An 18,135-nucleotide genomic window follows, 5' to 3' on the forward strand; every position below is an offset into this window, starting at 1 on the left:
TAGTGTAAGTATATTAATCCCTCCATTAATTATTATATTTTAAGTATTTTACCATATATATAAACTATTTCATATGGAAATTTAAAGGTAATTTTAACTTTATTGAGATTATAGGGAACACTTTTATTTTTTAATCATATTATATAATAGAAGAGTTTTGCCAGTTATCATCGACAGTATTTACATAAACTAGGTAATCTCTTTTATGCTAAAGGGAGGTAATTACATGAATAGTAGTTTGACTAGAATATTTGATGGTTTGGGAGGCACAGGCTGGTGGATAATAGTCCTGTTCTTTTTATTTTTAGCTTTTCAAGAATGCTGGGCTGATATTTGCATTACAGACTGGATTCCTTTCTTAATTTTACTACTAATTGTTTGCTCTTGTAGTGCTTCTGATAATGATTGTGACTGTATGGAAAATAATATGGACTACAATTATAATTGCTAAATAAGGAGCAAAAGTAATACCTGGTTTAAGGTGGCTACTGCATGGAGATTATGTGATCTTTGGCAGTAGCTCACCTATAAATTAAAAATGTTAACAAAATGATGAAAATTTTTATTTAATACTAACGCAAAAATTATTATCACAAATAATAAGATTTGCATATTATATGTTAAGAGCGAGAGCTCAAGAAATTAAAATTAAAAAAATATATATATCAACAGGAGGTATACAACAATGTTAGACAGATTATTTGGGGATGAAGGATTCTTTGGAGCAGGAGCTTGGTGGATAATAGTATTATTCTTCTTATTCTTAGCATTTGGTGAAAGCTGGGTAGACATAGACATAATGGCTTGGATACCATTCTTAATTATACTATTAATACTTTGCAGCTGTGGAGACTGCTTCTAGACTAATCAAGTAATAAATCATAATAAGTAGGGGGACAAAATAATGTTAGATAGACTATTTGGTGGCTGTGGATGTGATGAAGGAATGTTTGGAGGATGGTGGATAATAGTACTATTCTTCTTATTCTTAGCATTTGGTGAAAGTTGGGTAGACATAGATATCTGTGCTTGGATACCATTCTTAATATTACTATTAATAACAGTTAGCTGTGGCGGCTTACTTGGTGATGAATGCTAATTTAATTCAATTCACAATTAAAGTTAAGAGATAAATAAGTAAGGATTAGCGTTAACTTATATTTATATAAGCTAGCGCTAATTTTTTATGATTGTATGAAAAAAGCATTAATACATGTTAATAAAATAGCAAAATTATTAAGATTCAGTTGTATGAAAATGTTTAAAGAAATATAATTAAAGTAAGTACATAATAATTAATTTTAACATAAAATTTTTATTAAAAAATTAGGGGGTACTTGTTTATGAACAATGATTCGTTAAAGAAAATGGGATTTGCAACTAAGGCAATTCATGCAGGAACTACAGAAAACACACCGGGAACATTAGCAACTCCAATCTATCAAACATCAACATTCTATTTTGACTCAGCTGAACAAGGTGGAAGAAGATTTGCAGGAGAAGAAGGAGGGTATATCTATTCGAGACTAGGAAACCCAACAACAAAAGTATTAGAAGATAAAATTGCAATACTAGAAGGTGGGGAAGCAGCTGCAGCCATGTCCTCAGGTATGGGGGCTATATCTTCGGCTCTTTGGACACTTTTAAAGGCGGGAGATCATGTTGTAGCATCAAAAACTTTATATGGATGTACTTTTGCATTACTTAATCATGGACTAACAAGATATGGAGTAGAAGTTGATTTTGTAGACGTTACTGATCCAGAAAATGTTAGAAAGGCAATGAGAGAAAATACAAAAGTAGTTTATCTAGAAACTCCAGCAAATCCAACTATGTTGATTACAGATATAGAAGCAGTAAGTAAGATTGCTCATGAGGTAGAAGGATGTCAAGTTATGGTTGATAACACTTTCTGTTCACCTTATTTGCAAAGACCACTTGAACTAGGAGCAGATATAGTAGTTCATTCTGCAACAAAATATATAAATGGGCATGGTGATGTTATAGCAGGCATAGTTGTGGGAAGAGAAGATTATATTACTCAAGTTAAGATGTTTGGTATAAAAGATATGACAGGAAGTGTATTAAGCCCTAATGATGCATTTTTAATGATAAGAGGTATGAAAACACTTCAAATAAGAATGGATAAACACTGTGCTAATGCTATGGCAGTTGCAAAGTTCTTAGAATCACACCCTGCAGTAGAAAAAGTTTATTATCCAGGATTGGAAAGTTTTGAAGGACATGAATTGGCAGCAAAACAAATGAGTCAGTTCGGTGGAATAATGGCATTTGAAGTAAAAGGTGGAGTAGAAGCAGGTAAGAAATTAATGAATAGTCTTCATCTATGCATATTAGCAGTAAGTTTGGGAGATGCAGAAACTCTAGTAGAGCATGCAGCCTCCATGACACACTCACCATATTCTAAGGAAGAAAGAGAAGCAGCAGGAATAAGTGATGGGCTAGTTAGAATCTCTGTTGGATTGGAAGATGTGGAAGATATTATAGGAGACTTAAAACAAGGACTAGATCAGTTATTATAAAATTTGATCTAGACAATTAATTTGATTAAAATAAATATGTTTATAAATTTAAAGTTTTGTAATTAAAAAAGCTACCCAGAGATTTTCTCTGAGTAGCTTTTTATTGTACATGAGTGTTTTAGTAAAATATTATGGGTATTTTAATATTTATGCAGATAAGAAGATGTTTATTAGTTATTTTTTTTTGCAAAATAAAAAAAATATAAGTAAAATAAAATAAGTAGAAATTTACATATTAAAATTCATCAGGAGGGTAGTTATGAGAAATATAGACATAAATAAGCTACAAGAGGAAGTCAACAGATGCCTTCTTTGTAAAAAGCCAAGATGTAAGGCAAACTGTCCAATAGAGACACCAATCCCAAAGATAATTGAACTTTATAAGACTGGTAAGATAGAAGAAGCTGGAGAGATTTTATTTAATAATAATCCATTATCAGCAGTATGTGGAGTGATATGTCCTCACGAAAATCAGTGCTTAGGACATTGTATTAAAGGAATAAAAGATAAGCCGATAAAGTTTCATGAACTAGAAACTCATATATCTAGTGAATATTTAAAAAATGCAAAGTTTAAACAAGAGAAAAAACTAGAAGATAGAATAGCGATAGTTGGTTCAGGACCTGCAGGAATTACACTAGCATTTATTTTAGCCAAAAGAGGATACAAAATCACAATATTTGAGAAAAATTCAGAAATAGGTGGGGTACTTAGATATGGTATACCTGATTTTAGATTATCAAGGGAAGTTCTAGATAATATAGAAGAAAGGCTTTTAGACTTAGATATAAAAATCAGATATAATGCTTTAGTTGGTCCAGTTTTAACACTTGATAAATTGATGGAAGATGGATATAAGGCTATATTTATAGGAACAGGAGTGTGGAATCCAAAACCACTTAGGATAAAGGGAGAAAGCTTAGGACATGTTAATTATGCCATAAATTACTTAAAGTCACCTAAATCATTTAGATTGGGAGAAAAAGTAGTAATTATAGGAGCTGGAAATGTGGCGATGGATGCAGCAAGAACTGCAAAGTATTATGGAGCAAAAGAAGTAACTGTTGTATATAGAAAAGATTTTGAACATATGACAGCTACAAATGCAGAGATAGAAGATGCAAAAGAAGAAGGCGTAAGGTTTGAATTATTTAAGTCTCCTGTAGAAATAGTGGATGAAGGTGTTGTATTTATTGATACAAAAATGATTGAGGAAGATGGAAAAGAGAAGATGATTAATGTAGAAGGATCAGAAAAGTTAATGGAAGCTGATTCTGTGATAATAGCTGTTAGTCAAAGTCCTAAAAATAATATTGTATCAAATACAGAAAATTTGGAAACGAACAGACATGGACTACTTGTAATAGATGATATTGGGCACACAACTAAAGAAGGAGTATTTGCTTCTGGTGACGTAGTTACAGGTGCAAGGACTGTTGTAGAAGCAGTAGCTCATGGTAAAAAAGTAGCTGATGCAATTGATGAATTTGTAAGGAAAAATAATTAAATAAGTAGATAATATGGCTAGAGTGAAAATTATAAAATATTTTAACTCTAGCTATTTTTAATTGTAATAAATTTATATTTTATATGATTTGTAGACAGTGATGAGGTAATTTACCAATGTAGAAACTTAATATAAGGGAAAATTTTGTTTTTGTGCATTAAATTAGAAAATAAAGATAAAAATTACATTAAAGTAAAATTATTTGTAATATGAACAATATATAAAAATATAATGGATAAAGGAGTGAGTAATTTGACAGATGATAGAAATGTAGATGACATATCAGAAAACTTTACACAATTTTGGGGGAGATTAGCTGAAGAATTTCCACCAAAAGATTCCTATGAAATATATAGGGATAAAGCAAAATCTGCTCAAAATAAAGACGAAGCTCTTAACTTTATGCACAAATCCGTTTCAGAAGCAAAAAAGATGATTCCTAAAAATGCGCTGGAAGGAATGGACGGTGAGACATGGCTAAGTCAAAATGCCAGACCCTATATAATGATGAGAAAAGAGCTGGCAGAGATGTATGTTTACTTTAGACTAATTGATGAAGCTGTTAAAGAATATTTTGATATTTTAGATATGGATGCTTTTGACAATCTTAATATTAGAGGCAACTTAGCAAGTTTACTGCTCAATGAAAATAGATATGAAGATTTTGAAAGATTGATTAGTAACTATTGGTAAATAAATTTTAAATATATATAATAAAAATGAATGAGAACTGGTCTCTTATGGGGCTAGTTTTTTTGTGGAAAAATGCAAGATAATCAAAAATTACAATTAGGAAAAGGTTACAAAATGATTAAAAATTATTTTTTTTTAGAAAAACTGATTAGAGAATGAAAGTGTTGGAAATGCTTGGATTGCATTATGGTAAATAAGTGAAAAATATTTAAAATGTAACTGATTTGTAATTTTTTTACTGTAAAACACTTTAAAAAGTTACAAAAATGTAATATAATACATATATAAAGTTACAAATGAAAACAAAGACAAAAAGAATTTTTAATTTGAAATATAGTCCTAAAAAATTAATATAGGGGGAAGATGTATGTTTAAAAAAAGTTTAAAAGCGACGGCATTTGTATCATCATTAGCAATAATGTTTGGTATGGCTAAGCCTATAAATGTGGATGCAGCAACTACTTATGTAATGGCAACAGGAAGTGTAAATGTTAGAACAGGAGCATCAACTAAATATAAATCAATAGATAAACTTAAAAAAGGTAAAGTAGTAAAAGTATTATCTTCAAAAAATGGATGGTACAAAGTACAATTATCTAGTAGTAAGACTGGATGGTCTAGTAAAAAATATTTAACAACTACAAATGCTACGGTAAAATCTAGTGTAAACGTTAGAACAGGAGCATCAAAAAAATACAAAGTCATAGATAAACTTAGTAAGGGAGAAAAGGTAAAAGTATTATCTTCTTCAGGCGATTGGCGCAAAGTACAATTTGATGGTGATGAAATTGGATGGTCTCATGAAGACTATATAAAGAAAACAAGTTCATCAAGTTCATCAGGATCATCAATGAACGTAAAGAAAAAATTAACTGTTAAAGCTTACGCATACACAGGTGGTGGATACACAGCAACAGGAACGAAAGCTAAATATGGAACATTAGCAGTAGATCCAAAGGTAATTCCTTATGGAACTAAAGTTTATATAAAAGAATTAGATAAAGTTTTCACTGCAGAAGATTGTGGTGGTGGAATAAAAGGAAATAAAGTAGATATATATATGAACTCAGAATCTGCTTGCAGAAACTGGGGAGTTAGAACAATAACATTACAAATATTAAAATAGAAAATGAAGAGTAAGGTAAATTCCTTGCTCTTTTTTTATATATTAGTATAATAATTTGAAAAATAGAAGTTAAAAATAGCAACTATTTCAGATATTTAATATCTAAGATAGTTGCTATTTTAATTCGTATTATTTGCTGAGTATACTGTTATAAGTTTTAGTTATATTATATTTTAATTCATCAAGTTGAATATCTTTTGCACTACACATGCCGTTATACACATTAATAATCTCACTAGGCATGCCATAAGCACCGTTAACCCATTCTAAAGCAGTAGGACCGTCTGTTTCTGCTAGAATATGATCTAGAGGAACTAGTTTGGCAATTTCTTTGCTTTTTTGTGAAGTATTTATATCCACACTTAAAGTAAAATAAGAATTACTATCTATAAATTTATTTAAAGTATGAAAATCACCGCTATACCAGTGGATTATAGATTTTTCTAGCATATTTTCTTTATTTAAAATATCATAAACTAATTTTTCTGCGCCTTTAGTATGGATATTTAAAAATTTATCATAAGTTTTAGCTTTTTTTACAAAGTGTTTAAAAACTTCAATCTGAAGTTCAAAGGTTGATTTATCTTCTACCCAGTGAAAATCTAGACCAACTTCGCCTATGATTTTGCTACTTTTTATATAATCATCATAAATATCCAAGTTGGGAACTTTATCAGTAATTTTCCAAGGATGTATACCAAAAGTAGGTATAATATTAGAACATGACTTGGAAAACTCAAAATTCTTCTTATAACTTTCTTCATCCATAGCACAGGATATTACTTTTATATTATTTTCATTTATATCATCATAAACCTTTTGTAATTCATGGTCTTTGTAGAAATCTATATGACTGTGAAAATCTATATACATTTATAAATAACCTAAGATTTCTTTCTTAAGTTTTGCCACATTTTCCAAGTTATCTTTATTATAGACTCTATTGTCTACAAATATTTCCTTAGTAATTACAGCAGGTTTATTTGATAAAATATAAATTCTATCTGATAAAAGTATTGCTTCATCAATATCATGAGTAATAAGCAATATGGTAGATTTAATTTCTTTTTTTATATCTAGTAGCCAGTTTTGCATGGAAGACCTCGTGATAGAATCCAGTGCGCCAAAAGGTTCATCAAGGAGCATAATATCGCTGGAATTAACAAAAGTTCTCATAAAGTTAACTCTTTGTCTCATACCACCAGAAAGCTCATTTGGATATTTATTTTCGTAGCCTTCCAGACCAAAAGTAGAAAAGTAAGGCTTAACTATTTCGCGACTTTTTTTCTTTTTTTCACCTTTTAAAACTAAAGGTAAAGAAACATTGTCTATTATATTTTTGTAAGGAAGAAGAAGGTCTTTTTGGTACATATAACTGAAACGACCGTTAATATCTACCTCACCAGAGTCACATGTAGTTAAGTTGGAAAGTATGTTGAAAATAGTACTTTTACCACAACCACTAGGACCTATGATGGAAACTATTTCATCCTCATAAACATGCAAATCAATATCTTTTAAAATAAGTTTGTCTTTGTATTTTTTTGATAAATTACTAATAACAATCTTCTTATTATTAGTTTGGTAAGAATTCATTTGTATATGCATCACTTGCTTTCATATCCTTGTTTATTAATTTATATTCTTTCATGAAATCAGTGTAGTTATCCCAAACACTATCCTTCATTTCGCCCCATTTAGAAGCATCATCTATATATTTGCTTGCTAAATATTTTTGACTTTCAATAGCCAAGTCTTCGTTTATTTCAGGAGCGTGCTTTAATAATATTTTTGCACTTTCTTCAGGATTTTTAACACAATCTTCATATCCTTTGCTTGTTGCAGCTAAAAACTTTTTAGCAAGCTCTGGATTATCATTTATTATTTTATCGTTAGTTACTAAAAGAGGAGTGTAGTAGTCTAATCTCTTGTCTAAATCTTTAGTAGCTATAAAGTTAATATCTTCGCCACGAAGTTTTGCTTCCACACCTGTCCAACCTTCGAAAATATTGGCTATATCTATGTCACCTTTAGTAGCTGTGAAGAAGTCATCTTCTCCTATATCTACTATTTTAATTTTGCTAAAATCAGCATTGTTGTTAGTCATAATTGCATTTAAAGTGGCTTTTTCTGACTCTGATCCCCATCCACCATAAGTTTTGTTTTCAAAATCTTTTACAGTTTTTATATTTTTACTTGCTGGAGAAGCAAACCCAGAAGTATTATGTTGGATAATTGTTGCTATAGCTTTTATTGGAAGTGGATCTTCACTAGTTTTCGCGTAAGTAACATCTTCTTGATAACTTACACCGAAATCAGCCTTACCAGTAGCAACTATAGTAGTAGCACTACCATCAGCTGGTTGAATTATTTCAACATCTAAACCTTGTTCTTTATAGTATCCTTTATCAAGGGCAACGTATAATCCTGTATGGTTAGTATTTGGAGTCCAATCTAGAACGACAGTAACTTTTTCTAAATCTGAACTTCCTTCTTGTTTTTCAGTACCTTTGTTTGAGCAACCAGTCACTAAACCTATAGTAAGTAGTGCTGATGTCATTAATGATATGCTTTTTTTTAATTTCATCTTACTCTCCTTTGTACTTATGTTTTAATATTATTTTCTTTAAAATATTTATAATCATTACAAATATTAAACTAAATATTATTACTAATATTGTTGATGCAAATACCTTATCTAGGGCATAAGAACTTTTCGCTCTTACCATATAAACACCAAGTCCAACGCTTCCACCTAACCATTCAGCAACAGTTGCTGCAACAAATGCGTAAGTGGCAGAAATTTTTAATCCTGTAAATAAACTTTCCAAAGACATGGGAAGTTTTAGATGGATAAAAGTGCTTAATTTACTAGACTCCATAGTTTTGAATAAATTTATATAGTCTTTATCTATGTTTTCCATGCCATCCACAAAATTTATTAATATGGGGAAGAAACAAGTAGTCATTACCATGATTATTTTTGGTAGTGAATCAAATCCAAACCATATTATAAGTAGTGGAGCTATGGTTATTGTTGGTATCATTTGAGATACTAACATTATGGGATAGAAACATTTTTTTATAAATGGAACAAAGTCCATAATAGTTCCTATTAATAATGCTAACAATATGGAAAATACAAATCCTAAAACAGACTCTTTTAAAGTGATTAAAGAGTGCATTTGTAAATTGGTAAAGTCTGAGCTAAAAACCTTTATTATCTCACTTGGTGCAGGCATTATATATTTGGGGATATGGTTGCTTACAACAATAAACTGCCATATTAAAATAATACTTATAAATGTTACAAGTGGATAAATATAATTTTTAATTTTATCTGTGATTTCTAAGTTTGTCTTCAATTGTTAAGCCTCCAGCTTTTTCGTCAACCCTAGCAACTGTTATTACTCTTTCGCATCCTAGTTGAAAAGGTATTTTGTGCATTACTTTTATTAAATCAAATACTTCTTCAAATTCCCCTTCAAATGTAGTACTCATAGCACCAATTTCGTACTTAAGTCCACTTTCTTTTACTTTTTCGATGCAAGCATCTACTACTTTGTACATTTCATCTTCACCTGTATAAGGTCTAAGAGGCATTACTGCCACGTCTGCTATAACCATTATTATCTCTCCTTTTTATTTAAATACCCTAAATATAAAATTCGCTTCGCCTGAGCGACGTGTCGGCGAAACACTTCATATCGCCAAAATTGAGAAGCATATCGTCAACGATATATCATCGTTACCACTTCGGATAAATCCGTTACTCAAACGAGATGCCTTCGTTACCACTTTAAACCACTGTGTGGGCGCTATGAAATTTCAGGCAACGACCTTGCTCAAAATATACTTTTTACGTATTATATACTCATTGATATTTTTTATTTTATAAATGTAAATAAAAAATGCTATACCCGTAGGTATAGCATGCATAATCGAATTTAAAACCCTAGAATTTTTATGGGAAATAAAGTGGATGAAGCTTTCCTACGCTGGTATTATCCAGATCAGGTACAAGGGTCGGTAAAACCTCTCAGCCAATTAAGGCACCCCTAGCAATTATTTACTTTCAACTTCATTATAGTTGATTACAAAAGATTGTCAACTATGAATTTAAGTATAGATTCGGATAGTTTGATTGTCAGATGATATAAAATATACTATATATGTAATTAGGAGAATAAATACTTCAGTTAATGGAATTAAGATAAGAAAGATTTTTTAGTTAATAATAGAGATTTTATAGTTAAAGTGAAAATATTATATCTGGGGGAGGAAGGATATGAACTTTACTTCAAGTAAGAATAAATACAATTCCATAAGAAATGTTGTTTATGGAAAAAATGGAGCAGTGGCAACATCAACACCAATTGCAGCTGGGGCAGGTTTAGATATTTTGAAAAAAGGTGGAAATTCAGTAGATGCAGCCATAGCAACAGCAGCTTGCCTTACAGTAGTTGAGCCAACAGGATGTGGAATAGGTGGAGATGCTTATGCATTGGTGTGGATTGAGAAGGAGAAGAAGCTTTATGGGTTAAACTCCAGTGGATTTGCGCCAGAGAGAATGAAACTGAAAGAATATGAAGGGATGACTGCCATGCCTAAGTATGGATTTGGAGCTGTAACAGTTCCAGGAATACCTGCTGCATGGGCAGAGCTTAATAGAAAATATGGCAAGTTAAGCTTGCTGGAATGTTTAAAACCTGCCATAAATTATGCAAGAGATGGATATGCTGTGGGAAAAACCGTATCTAAATTATGGCAGACAGCTTATGATGAGTACGAAGAGAACTTAGTGGGAGAAGAGTATAAGTACTGGTTTGACACCTTTGGAAAAAAAGGAAGAGCGCCAAGGGCTGGAGAGATTTTTAAGTGTGAAGAAATGGCAGCAACTCTTGAAGAAATAGGAAGAACCAATAGTGAAAGTTTCTATAGAGGAAGCTTGGCTGACAAAATAGATGAGTTCTCTAGAAGATATAATGGTTTTATTAGAAAAAGCGATTTAGAGAAGTTTTATCCTCAGTGGGTGGAACCAATTAGTACAGAATATAAAGGATATAATGTTTTTGAAATACCACCAAATGGTCATGGAATAACAGTGCTTATGGCTCTTAATATATTGAAAGGTTTTGACTTGGATAATAACAGAGAAAACTTGGACAATTATCACAAAATCATAGAAAGTTTAAAACTTGCCTTTGCTGATAGTAAGTCCTATGTAACAGATATAAAGGAAATGAAAGTTAAGGTAGAAGCATTATTAAATGAAGAATATGCAAAGGAAAGAAGAAAACTGATAAGTTCAAAAGCAATTGAACCTGTTTGTGGAGATCCATATTCACCGGGAACAGTGTATTTATGTAGTGGTGACAAAGAAGGAAATATGGTTTCATACATACAAAGTAATTATACGGAATTTGGTTCAGGGCTAGTGGTTCCAGGTACAGGTATAGCTCTTCATAATAGGGGAAATAACTTTAGCTTAGATAAAAATCATGTAAATGTAGTGAAGCCTTTTAAGAAGCCGTATCATACCATTATTCCGGGATTTTTGTGTAAAAATAATGAAGCAGTGGGAGCTTTTGGAGTTATGGGAGCTTTTATGCAACCACAGGGTCAACTACAAGTACTTACTAACTTGATTGATTTTAATATGAATCCTCAAGAAGCTTTGGATGCACCTCGTTGGCAGTGGATTAAAGGTAAGGAAATTCAAGTAGAAAGTGATATAAATGAAGAAATTGTAGAAGGCCTTAGACAAAAGGGTCACGAGATTACAGTTATGGATGATTTTACAAATATGGGTAAAGGTCAAATTATATTAAAAAATGCTGAATCTGGATCCTATGTTTGCGCTACAGAAAAAAGATGTGATGGTTATGTGGCCGCTTGGTAAAGTTTTGATGTAAAAATATATTTAATGAGCTAATATTATTTATAAAATGAAGTTTATTATGAAAGGGGAAAAAATTATGAATGAAACATTGAAAACATTAAAAGAAAGAAGAAGTATAAGAAAGTATAAAAAAGAACAAATAAGTGATGAGCAGCTGAACCTAATATTAGAAGCTGGATCTTATGCACCAACAGGAATGGGAATGCAATCTCCGATTATGGTAGTTGTGCAAGATGAAGAAACAATAAAAGAATTATCTAAGATGAATGCTGATGTTATGGGAACAGATTCAGACCCTTTCTATGGAGCGCCAACTGTTGTAGTTGTACTTGCTGATAGAGGATGCAGACCTACATATGTGGAAGATGGATCTCTTGTTATGGGGAATCTTATGAATGCAGCTCATTCAGTAGGAGTTGATTCGTGTTGGGTTCATAGAGCAAAGGAAGTATTTGCAAGTGAAAGAGGTCAGGAATTGCTTAAGAAGTGGGGAGTTGAAGGTGACTATGTGGGAATAGGTCATTGTATCTTGGGATATAGAGATTGTGAGTATCCTGAAGCTAAGGAAAGAAAAGAAAATTATATAGTTAGAGTTTAATAAATATGTAAGGAGTTATCTAGGTTTTAGATAACCTCTTTTTAATTGTAAGGAAATTATCTGTTATCTGTTCTGTGGATAACGTATAATTTCCAACTTTGTTACTTGAGCAACGGGCGAAGCCGTTGGCGATATGAAGTGTTTCGCCGACACGTCGCTCAGGCGAAGCGAATTTTTTACTTAAAATTTCATATTTGTCATAAAAGTTAAAAATGATATACTTAGATAAATAATAACTTACAACAAAATTTGGGGGACATTATGAAAAAAATTTCCATAATATCAATGAGTGAAGATACTGGACAAAGCATAAAACAACAATTAGAAACAATATTTGCAAAAGAGTTTTATATAGAGTGCTTAAATTTGATTAATTATAAAGAAAAATACTTGGAATGTGATTTATTAATTTTCTCTAGCGAGGAAGTTAAGGATATTTGTAATTGTATTATTGACGAAAATATAAACTACATAGTATCAAAAAGAGTAATAAAACACGAATATATTGATGAGATACTAAATATCCCTAGAGGTACAGAAGTACTTTTAGTAAATGATGCAAGAAGTTCTTGTGAAGAAGTAGTTACACAGTTAAGGAGCCAGGGGCTTAATCATATAAAATACAATCAATATTACCCAGGAATTGAGTCTTATAAAACAGCGGATATTGCAATAACACCTGGAGAAGCTCACTTAGTGCCAAAAGAAATCTCAAGTGTGATAGATATAAAATCAAGACATTTAGACGTATCTACTTTAATAGAGATCTTAATCAAATTAAATTGTATGGATAAATACGGAAGCATAGTATCTTCTTATTTTTATAGAGATATGATAAATGTATCTATAAAATATATCAAAAAGTCTCAAGAATCAACTAGATTAAAAGACTTACTTACTAATTTGTTAGATAATCAAAAGAACGGAATTATTTATACAAATATAAATAACAAGGTTATTGTTCTAAATGAAGAATCATTAAGATTGCTATGCGTAAACAAAGAGAACATATTATCAAAAGATATTTATGAAATTTTTCCTGATTTAAAGGATGATATTATCAATATAAATAACAAGAAAATTTTAGTTTCAAAAGAAAAGATACAAGATAATAATATTTATACAGGTAATATGATTATTTTAAATGAAGTGAAACATATTCATAAAATTGATGAGGAAGTAAGAAGAAGAGAAAAAATAAAAGAAAATCAAGCCAAGTATACTTTTGATGACATGGTAGGAAATTGCAGTTCTATAGTGAAAAATGTTAAATTGGCTAAAAAAGTAGCAAAAACAAACTCAACTGTACTAATCCAAGGAGAAACAGGTACAGGGAAAGAGGTATTAGCTCAAGCTATACACAATGAGTCTGAAAGAAAAGATTATCCTTTTGTAGCCATAAATTTTGCTGCAATACCAGAAAACCTAATAGAAAGTGAACTTTTTGGGTATGAAGATGGAGCTTTTACAGGAGCGAGAAAAGGTGGAAAAGAAGGGTTATTTAAAAAAGCTCATAAAGGTACTATATTTTTAGATGAAATAGGTGATGCATCTTTATACTTACAATCTAGATTACTTAGAGTACTTCAAGAAAGGGAAATTACACCTGTCGGTAGTACAGAAAATATTCCTATTGATATTAGAGTAATTGCAGCTACAAACAAAGAGCTGCTACAAGAAGTAAAGCTTAAGAATTTTAGAGAAGATTTATATTATAGATTAAATGTTATGCCAATGTATTCTATTCCACTGAGAGAAAGAAAGACAGACATTAAGCTATTACTACAATACTATTTATTTAAAATTACAAAAGTTGAAAATATAGAAGAATTTTTTACGAAAGAAGCTATTGAAATGTTGATTAGCTATAATTGGCCGGGAAATATAAGAGAACTTGTCAATGTTGTAGAGTATGTATCAACTATAAAAGAAAGTGGAATAAAAATAGATATTACATATTTACCTAAATATATAATTGAAAATTGTAAATCATCTAATTTATTGATTGAAAAAGAACATCATAAATCACTAAATGAATCAGAAATTTGGGTATTAAAGAAGATTTATAAATACGAAGGGATTGGTAGGAGAACATTATCACTGTTGGCAAAAGAAGAAGATGTTCATTTGACAGAAGGAAAAATAAGAACAATAATGGCCAAATTAAAAAAAGAAGGATATATAGAAATCCATAAGGGATTAAAAGGAACGAAAATATTGGAAAAGGGGCTAGAAATCATATAAAAGGGATGAAAAATGACTATAAATGGGATTAAAAAGGGATGGAAATTTATTTATTTATCCCTTTTTCTTTTTTTGATAAAAATTAAGCTTGTTTAATATTAAAGCAATAAAATGAGTTTATCCTTAAATAAAAATTCAGAAAATTCTATATGCCTTATGTTTTAAAGTATAAAAATATTTTTGTGGGGAAATTAAGTTTTGGCATGGTAATTGCTTAATATTTAAAATAACAAATTTAAGTTTCCGTGTACTATTGTTTTAAATAAGATTTATAAGTCATTATATGAGGAAATTTAACTAAATTTTAAATATTTATGGGGATGGTGAAGTTAATTATGAAAGAAGTACAAAGAAAAAAGCCTACTTTGGCACAATCATTAACACCAATAGTTTTTATGGTTGTTGCTCTAGCTTTAGGTTATGGAGTTTTAGGTATAAAAGCAGAGCCTATAATAATATGTTCAGCATTTATAGCAGGAATAATTGCTCTTAAATTGGGATATAAATGGGATGATATGCAAAATGCTATAGTAGAAAAAATAGCTAGTGCACTTCCAGCTACATTAATTTTATGGAGTGTTGGATTATTAATAGGAGCATTAATGTTCTCAGGAGCAGTTCCAATGATTATATACTATGGTGTTCAAATGATAAATCCTAAGTTTATATTAGTTACAGCGTTTTTATCATCAGCAATACTTGCAATAGTTACAGGGACATCGTGGGGTGCAGCAGGTACTATAGGTGTGGCAATGATGGGAATTGCAGGAGGATTAGGAATATCATTACCAGCAACAGCAGGTGCTGTAGTTTCTGGGGCATTCTTTGGAGATAAATTGTCACCACTTTCAGATACAACTAACTTAGCACCAATGGCAGCAGGCAGTGAGTTATACGAACATATAAAACACATGCTTTATACAACTGTACCAGCATCATTATTAGCAATGGTTGTATATTTATTTGTCGGATTTAGTGCGTCAGGTGATTTAGTAAGACCAGAATCAGTTCAATTAATGATGGACCAGTTAGACACAATGTTTAACTTTAATATAGTATTACTTTTACCATTTGTATTAGTAATTTTAGGCTCAGTAAAAAAATGGCCTACAATACCTACAATGCTAGGAACAAGTTTATTAACTGTAGTTTTAGGAGCTGCAGTTCAAGGATTTAATATAGTAGATGGATTTACATCTTTAATATCAGGATTTGATATAACAATGACTAGATTTACAGGAACTCCTACAGAAGAAGTAATTAAACTTATAAACAGAGGTGGAGTTGCATCAGTAACAAGTACTACAGTTCTTATATTCTGTGCTATGGGATTTGCAGGTATAGTAAGTGTTTCAGGTATGTTAGATGTGGTTTTAGATTTATTAATGTCAAAAGTAAAATCAACTGCAGGAATAATAATATCTACAATCGTATCATGTTTCACAGTTGCATTCGTAACAGGAAGTTCATATTTATCAATACTTGTACCAGGGGAGTTATTTAAAGATGTTTACCCTAAGAAAAACTTACATCCTAAAAACTTATCTAGAACTCTAGAAGATTCAGGAACAGTTTTAGTTCCATTAATACCATGGTCAGCAGCAGGGGCATATATGACAGCAACGCTGGGAGTAGATACACTACAATATTTACCATGGGCAATACTTAACTATTCAGGAATAGTATTTGCAGTTATATTTGCTATTACAGGATTTGGTATAGCTAAATTAGATAAAAATGAAATTAAAGACGATAAGAATGTTGTTTAAATAAGGAGTATAAGATTTATGATATTAATAAAAAATGTGGAAGTATATTCGCCAGAGTATAAGGGAAAAAAAGACGTTTTTGTAAGTGGTGGAAAAATCTCTTTAATAGAAGATAATATAAATTTTGAAAATGAAAAAATAAAGATAATAGATGGTAGTGGTAAAAAACTTACACCAGGTTTTATAGATCAACATGTTCATATAACTGGTGGAGGTGGTGAAGGAAGTTTTAAAACTAGAGCACCAGAAATAACTTTAAGCAAATTAACTACTGCTGGAATAACAACTGTTGTTGGACTTTTGGGGACAGATGGAACTACTAGAAGTGTGGAAAACTTAGTATCAAAAGCAAAAGCTTTGAAGGAAGAAGGAATAACAGTTTTTGCTCACACAGGTTCTTATGAGTATCCTTCTGTAACAGTTACAGGTTCTATAAAAAAAGATATATGTTTTATAGATGAAATAATAGGTGTAAAATTGGCACTTTCAGACCATAGAGCACCAAATGTAAGTAATTTAGAATTACAAAGAGTGGCTTCTGATGCTAGAGTTGCAGGGATGTTAAGTGGAAAACCAGGTATAGTAGTACTTCATATGGGAGATGGAAAAAAAGGCCTTCAACCAGTTAGAGAAATTTTAGAAGAAACAGAAATACCAATGAAGACAATAAGACCTACTCATGTTAATAGGAGAGAAGAGTTGTTAAAAGAAGCTTTTGATTATGCAAAAGCAGGAGGAAAGATTGATTTAACTTGTGGTATAAAGGAGCAGTTCACACCAGGAAGATGTATAAAAAGAGCTTTAGAAGAAAATGTACCTAGTGAAAATATAACAATAAGTTCTGATGGATATGGCAGCTGGTCAAAATATGATGAAGCAGGAAATCTTGTGAAGATGGGTGTTTCTAGTGTGTCTAGCTTACATAATGAGTTTAAACAAATGGTAAATGAGTTAGATTTTACTGTGGAAGACGCTCTTGTTTATTTAACTTCTAACGTGGCAAAAGGGTTGGAAGTTTACCCTAGAAAAGGATGCGTGGCAGAAGGTTCTGATGCAGACTTATTATTGTTAGATGAGAATTTGGATATAGACACTGTTATTGCTAATGGGAAGGTTATGATTGAGAATAAGGAAATATTAGTTTACGGCTCTTATGAGCAAATGTAACTATGTAGGGAGAGAATCTTTAGATTCTCTTTTTTAATGTTAAAAAATAACACTTTGTTAATTGTTTTTCTATGATAAAATAAATTATCATAATTAGAATATGAATGATAGGAGAGACAACATGAAATCAAGATTTGAAGGAGGGCTTCTAGGACTTATAGGAGTCAATATATTAGCATGGGCGGTAACATTCTTTACATTTGGAATAGCTACACCTTGGGCTATGTGTATAAAATACAGATGGGAAGCTAAACACACAGTAATTGAAGGAAGAAGACTTAAATTTATAGGTAGTGGAGGAAGTTTATTTTTACACTATATTAAATGGTTAATACTGACTTTTATTACGTTGGGCATATATGGATTTTGGCTTTATATAAAAATGTTACAGTGGAAGACGGAGAATACTGTGTTTGCTGATTAATATGTATAAATCATAAATATGTTAATATATGATGAGAAGGCTGTAGTCTAAGTAATTTAACTTAGGACTACAGTTTTTTATGGAGATTTTTATAGGGCAGTGAGTAACATTTTTGTTATGCACTTTTTAGGGGGAAATTTCCAATCTTACATCGACATGAAT

General features: G+C 31.0%; 18 protein-coding genes and 1 riboswitch. Of the genes, 13 read left to right on the forward strand and 5 right to left on the reverse strand.

What is annotated here, in order from left to right; translation table 11 throughout:
* Window positions 1–226: 226 nt before the first annotated feature.
* The 7 genes from NSA58_RS00005 to NSA58_RS00035 all read left to right on the forward strand — a co-directional run bounded on the left by NSA58_RS00005 (window position 227) and on the right by NSA58_RS00035 (window position 5,869).
* A complete protein-coding gene (locus tag NSA58_RS00005) occupies window positions 227–451 on the forward strand; it encodes a hypothetical protein (RefSeq protein ID WP_039680130.1) in 225 nt (74 codons plus the stop codon).
* 234 nt (window positions 452–685) lie between these two features.
* Window positions 686–862 (forward strand): hypothetical protein, encoded by a 177-nt coding sequence (locus tag NSA58_RS00010; RefSeq protein ID WP_018591670.1) that lies wholly within the window; start codon window positions 686–688, stop codon window positions 860–862.
* 42 nt (window positions 863–904) lie between these two features.
* The gene (locus NSA58_RS00015; protein WP_039680131.1) at window positions 905–1,099 is read left to right on the forward strand and encodes a hypothetical protein; all 195 of its coding nucleotides are present in this window, start codon (window positions 905–907) and stop codon (window positions 1,097–1,099) included.
* A gap of 244 nt (window positions 1,100–1,343) precedes the next feature.
* Complete coding sequence (gene megL / locus NSA58_RS00020; protein WP_039680132.1) at window positions 1,344–2,543, forward strand: methionine gamma-lyase; 1,200 nt, start codon at window positions 1,344–1,346, stop codon at window positions 2,541–2,543.
* A gap of 259 nt (window positions 2,544–2,802) precedes the next feature.
* The gene (locus NSA58_RS00025) at window positions 2,803–4,050 is read left to right on the forward strand and encodes an NAD(P)-dependent oxidoreductase (protein WP_257559901.1); all 1,248 of its coding nucleotides are present in this window, start codon (window positions 2,803–2,805) and stop codon (window positions 4,048–4,050) included.
* 252 nt (window positions 4,051–4,302) lie between these two features.
* A complete protein-coding gene (locus NSA58_RS00030; RefSeq protein ID WP_074429085.1) occupies window positions 4,303–4,743 on the forward strand; it encodes a hypothetical protein in 441 nt (146 codons plus the stop codon).
* Between the two features lie 367 nt (window positions 4,744–5,110).
* Entirely contained in the window at window positions 5,111–5,869 is a 759-nt protein-coding gene (locus NSA58_RS00035; protein WP_074429086.1) for an SH3 domain-containing protein, read from the forward strand.
* 129 nt (window positions 5,870–5,998) lie between these two features.
* On the opposite strand, the gene NSA58_RS00040 is transcribed toward NSA58_RS00035, so the two are convergent.
* From NSA58_RS00040 to NSA58_RS00060, 5 genes are read right to left on the reverse strand one after another with little or no spacing between them, the layout of a single operon-like run.
* Complete coding sequence (locus NSA58_RS00040; RefSeq protein WP_257559902.1) at window positions 5,999–6,742, reverse strand: TatD family hydrolase; 744 nt, start codon at window positions 6,740–6,742, stop codon at window positions 5,999–6,001.
* Window positions 6,743–7,465 carry an ABC transporter ATP-binding protein gene (locus tag NSA58_RS00045; RefSeq protein WP_039680248.1) on the reverse strand — a complete coding sequence of 241 codons (723 nt, stop codon included), beginning with the start codon at window positions 7,463–7,465 and terminating at the stop codon, window positions 6,743–6,745.
* A complete protein-coding gene (locus NSA58_RS00050) occupies window positions 7,446–8,456 on the reverse strand; it encodes an ABC transporter substrate-binding protein (RefSeq protein WP_039680136.1) in 1,011 nt (336 codons plus the stop codon). Before NSA58_RS00050 ends, NSA58_RS00045 begins: the two co-directional genes overlap by 20 nt.
* A 1-nt stretch (window position 8,457) precedes the next feature.
* The gene (locus NSA58_RS00055) at window positions 8,458–9,234 is read right to left on the reverse strand and encodes an ABC transporter permease (protein WP_074429092.1); all 777 of its coding nucleotides are present in this window, start codon (window positions 9,232–9,234) and stop codon (window positions 8,458–8,460) included.
* Complete coding sequence (locus NSA58_RS00060) at window positions 9,206–9,496, reverse strand: MTH1187 family thiamine-binding protein (protein WP_039680138.1); 291 nt, start codon at window positions 9,494–9,496, stop codon at window positions 9,206–9,208. The genes NSA58_RS00055 and NSA58_RS00060 overlap by 29 nt, the downstream gene beginning before the upstream one ends.
* Before the next feature lie 346 nt (window positions 9,497–9,842).
* Window positions 9,843–9,939, reverse strand: a riboswitch (TPP riboswitch).
* A gap of 218 nt (window positions 9,940–10,157) precedes the next feature.
* On the opposite strand from NSA58_RS00060, the gene ggt reads away from it, so the two are divergent.
* The 6 genes from ggt (at window position 10,158) to NSA58_RS00090 (ending at window position 17,973) form a co-directional block, all read left to right on the forward strand.
* On the forward strand, window positions 10,158–11,771 hold the full coding sequence (ggt, locus tag NSA58_RS00065) for a gamma-glutamyltransferase (RefSeq protein ID WP_257559904.1): 1,614 nt from the start codon (window positions 10,158–10,160) through the stop codon (window positions 11,769–11,771).
* A 76-nt stretch (window positions 11,772–11,847) separates the two neighbouring features.
* The gene (locus NSA58_RS00070) at window positions 11,848–12,369 is read left to right on the forward strand and encodes a nitroreductase (RefSeq protein ID WP_039680140.1); all 522 of its coding nucleotides are present in this window, start codon (window positions 11,848–11,850) and stop codon (window positions 12,367–12,369) included.
* 261 nt (window positions 12,370–12,630) lie between these two features.
* Complete coding sequence (locus NSA58_RS00075; RefSeq protein ID WP_039680149.1) at window positions 12,631–14,613, forward strand: sigma-54 interaction domain-containing protein; 1,983 nt, start codon at window positions 12,631–12,633, stop codon at window positions 14,611–14,613.
* A gap of 335 nt (window positions 14,614–14,948) precedes the next feature.
* Window positions 14,949–16,382: a Na+/H+ antiporter NhaC gene (nhaC, locus tag NSA58_RS00080; protein ID WP_257559905.1), complete on the forward strand. Its 1,434-nt coding sequence runs from the start codon at window positions 14,949–14,951 to the stop codon at window positions 16,380–16,382.
* A gap of 18 nt (window positions 16,383–16,400) precedes the next feature.
* Window positions 16,401–17,549 (forward strand): beta-aspartyl-peptidase, encoded by a 1,149-nt coding sequence (iadA, locus tag NSA58_RS00085; protein WP_074079793.1) that lies wholly within the window; start codon window positions 16,401–16,403, stop codon window positions 17,547–17,549.
* A 121-nt stretch (window positions 17,550–17,670) separates the two neighbouring features.
* Complete coding sequence (locus NSA58_RS00090) at window positions 17,671–17,973, forward strand: YjgN family protein (RefSeq protein ID WP_242842737.1); 303 nt, start codon at window positions 17,671–17,673, stop codon at window positions 17,971–17,973.
* The last annotated feature ends 162 nt before the right edge of the window (window positions 17,974–18,135 follow it).

The organism is Terrisporobacter muris (assembly GCF_024621905.1).
GTDB lineage: Bacteria > Bacillota > Clostridia > Peptostreptococcales > Peptostreptococcaceae > Terrisporobacter > Terrisporobacter muris.

Coding starts and splice junctions, on each gene's coding strand:
- NSA58_RS00005 (WP_039680130.1), top strand. CDS start 227: ATGAATAGTAGTTTGACTAGAATATTTGATGGTTTGGGAGGCACAGGC.
- NSA58_RS00010 (WP_018591670.1), top strand. CDS start 686: ATGTTAGACAGATTATTTGGGGATGAAGGATTCTTTGGAGCAGGAGCT.
- NSA58_RS00015 (WP_039680131.1), top strand. CDS start 905: ATGTTAGATAGACTATTTGGTGGCTGTGGATGTGATGAAGGAATGTTT.
- megL (WP_039680132.1), top strand. CDS start 1,344: ATGAACAATGATTCGTTAAAGAAAATGGGATTTGCAACTAAGGCAATT.
- NSA58_RS00025 (WP_257559901.1), top strand. CDS start 2,803: ATGAGAAATATAGACATAAATAAGCTACAAGAGGAAGTCAACAGATGC.
- NSA58_RS00035 (WP_074429086.1), top strand. CDS start 5,111: ATGTTTAAAAAAAGTTTAAAAGCGACGGCATTTGTATCATCATTAGCA.
- NSA58_RS00040 (WP_257559902.1), bottom strand. CDS start 6,742: ATGTATATAGATTTTCACAGTCATATAGATTTCTACAAAGACCATGAA.
- NSA58_RS00045 (WP_039680248.1), bottom strand. CDS start 7,465: ATGAATTCTTACCAAACTAATAATAAGAAGATTGTTATTAGTAATTTA.
- NSA58_RS00050 (WP_039680136.1), bottom strand. CDS start 8,456: ATGAAATTAAAAAAAAGCATATCATTAATGACATCAGCACTACTTACT.
- NSA58_RS00060 (WP_039680138.1), bottom strand. CDS start 9,496: ATGGTTATAGCAGACGTGGCAGTAATGCCTCTTAGACCTTATACAGGT.
- ggt (WP_257559904.1), top strand. CDS start 10,158: ATGAACTTTACTTCAAGTAAGAATAAATACAATTCCATAAGAAATGTT.
- NSA58_RS00070 (WP_039680140.1), top strand. CDS start 11,848: ATGAATGAAACATTGAAAACATTAAAAGAAAGAAGAAGTATAAGAAAG.
- NSA58_RS00075 (WP_039680149.1), top strand. CDS start 12,631: ATGAAAAAAATTTCCATAATATCAATGAGTGAAGATACTGGACAAAGC.
- nhaC (WP_257559905.1), top strand. CDS start 14,949: ATGAAAGAAGTACAAAGAAAAAAGCCTACTTTGGCACAATCATTAACA.
- iadA (WP_074079793.1), top strand. CDS start 16,401: ATGATATTAATAAAAAATGTGGAAGTATATTCGCCAGAGTATAAGGGA.
- NSA58_RS00090 (WP_242842737.1), top strand. CDS start 17,671: ATGAAATCAAGATTTGAAGGAGGGCTTCTAGGACTTATAGGAGTCAAT.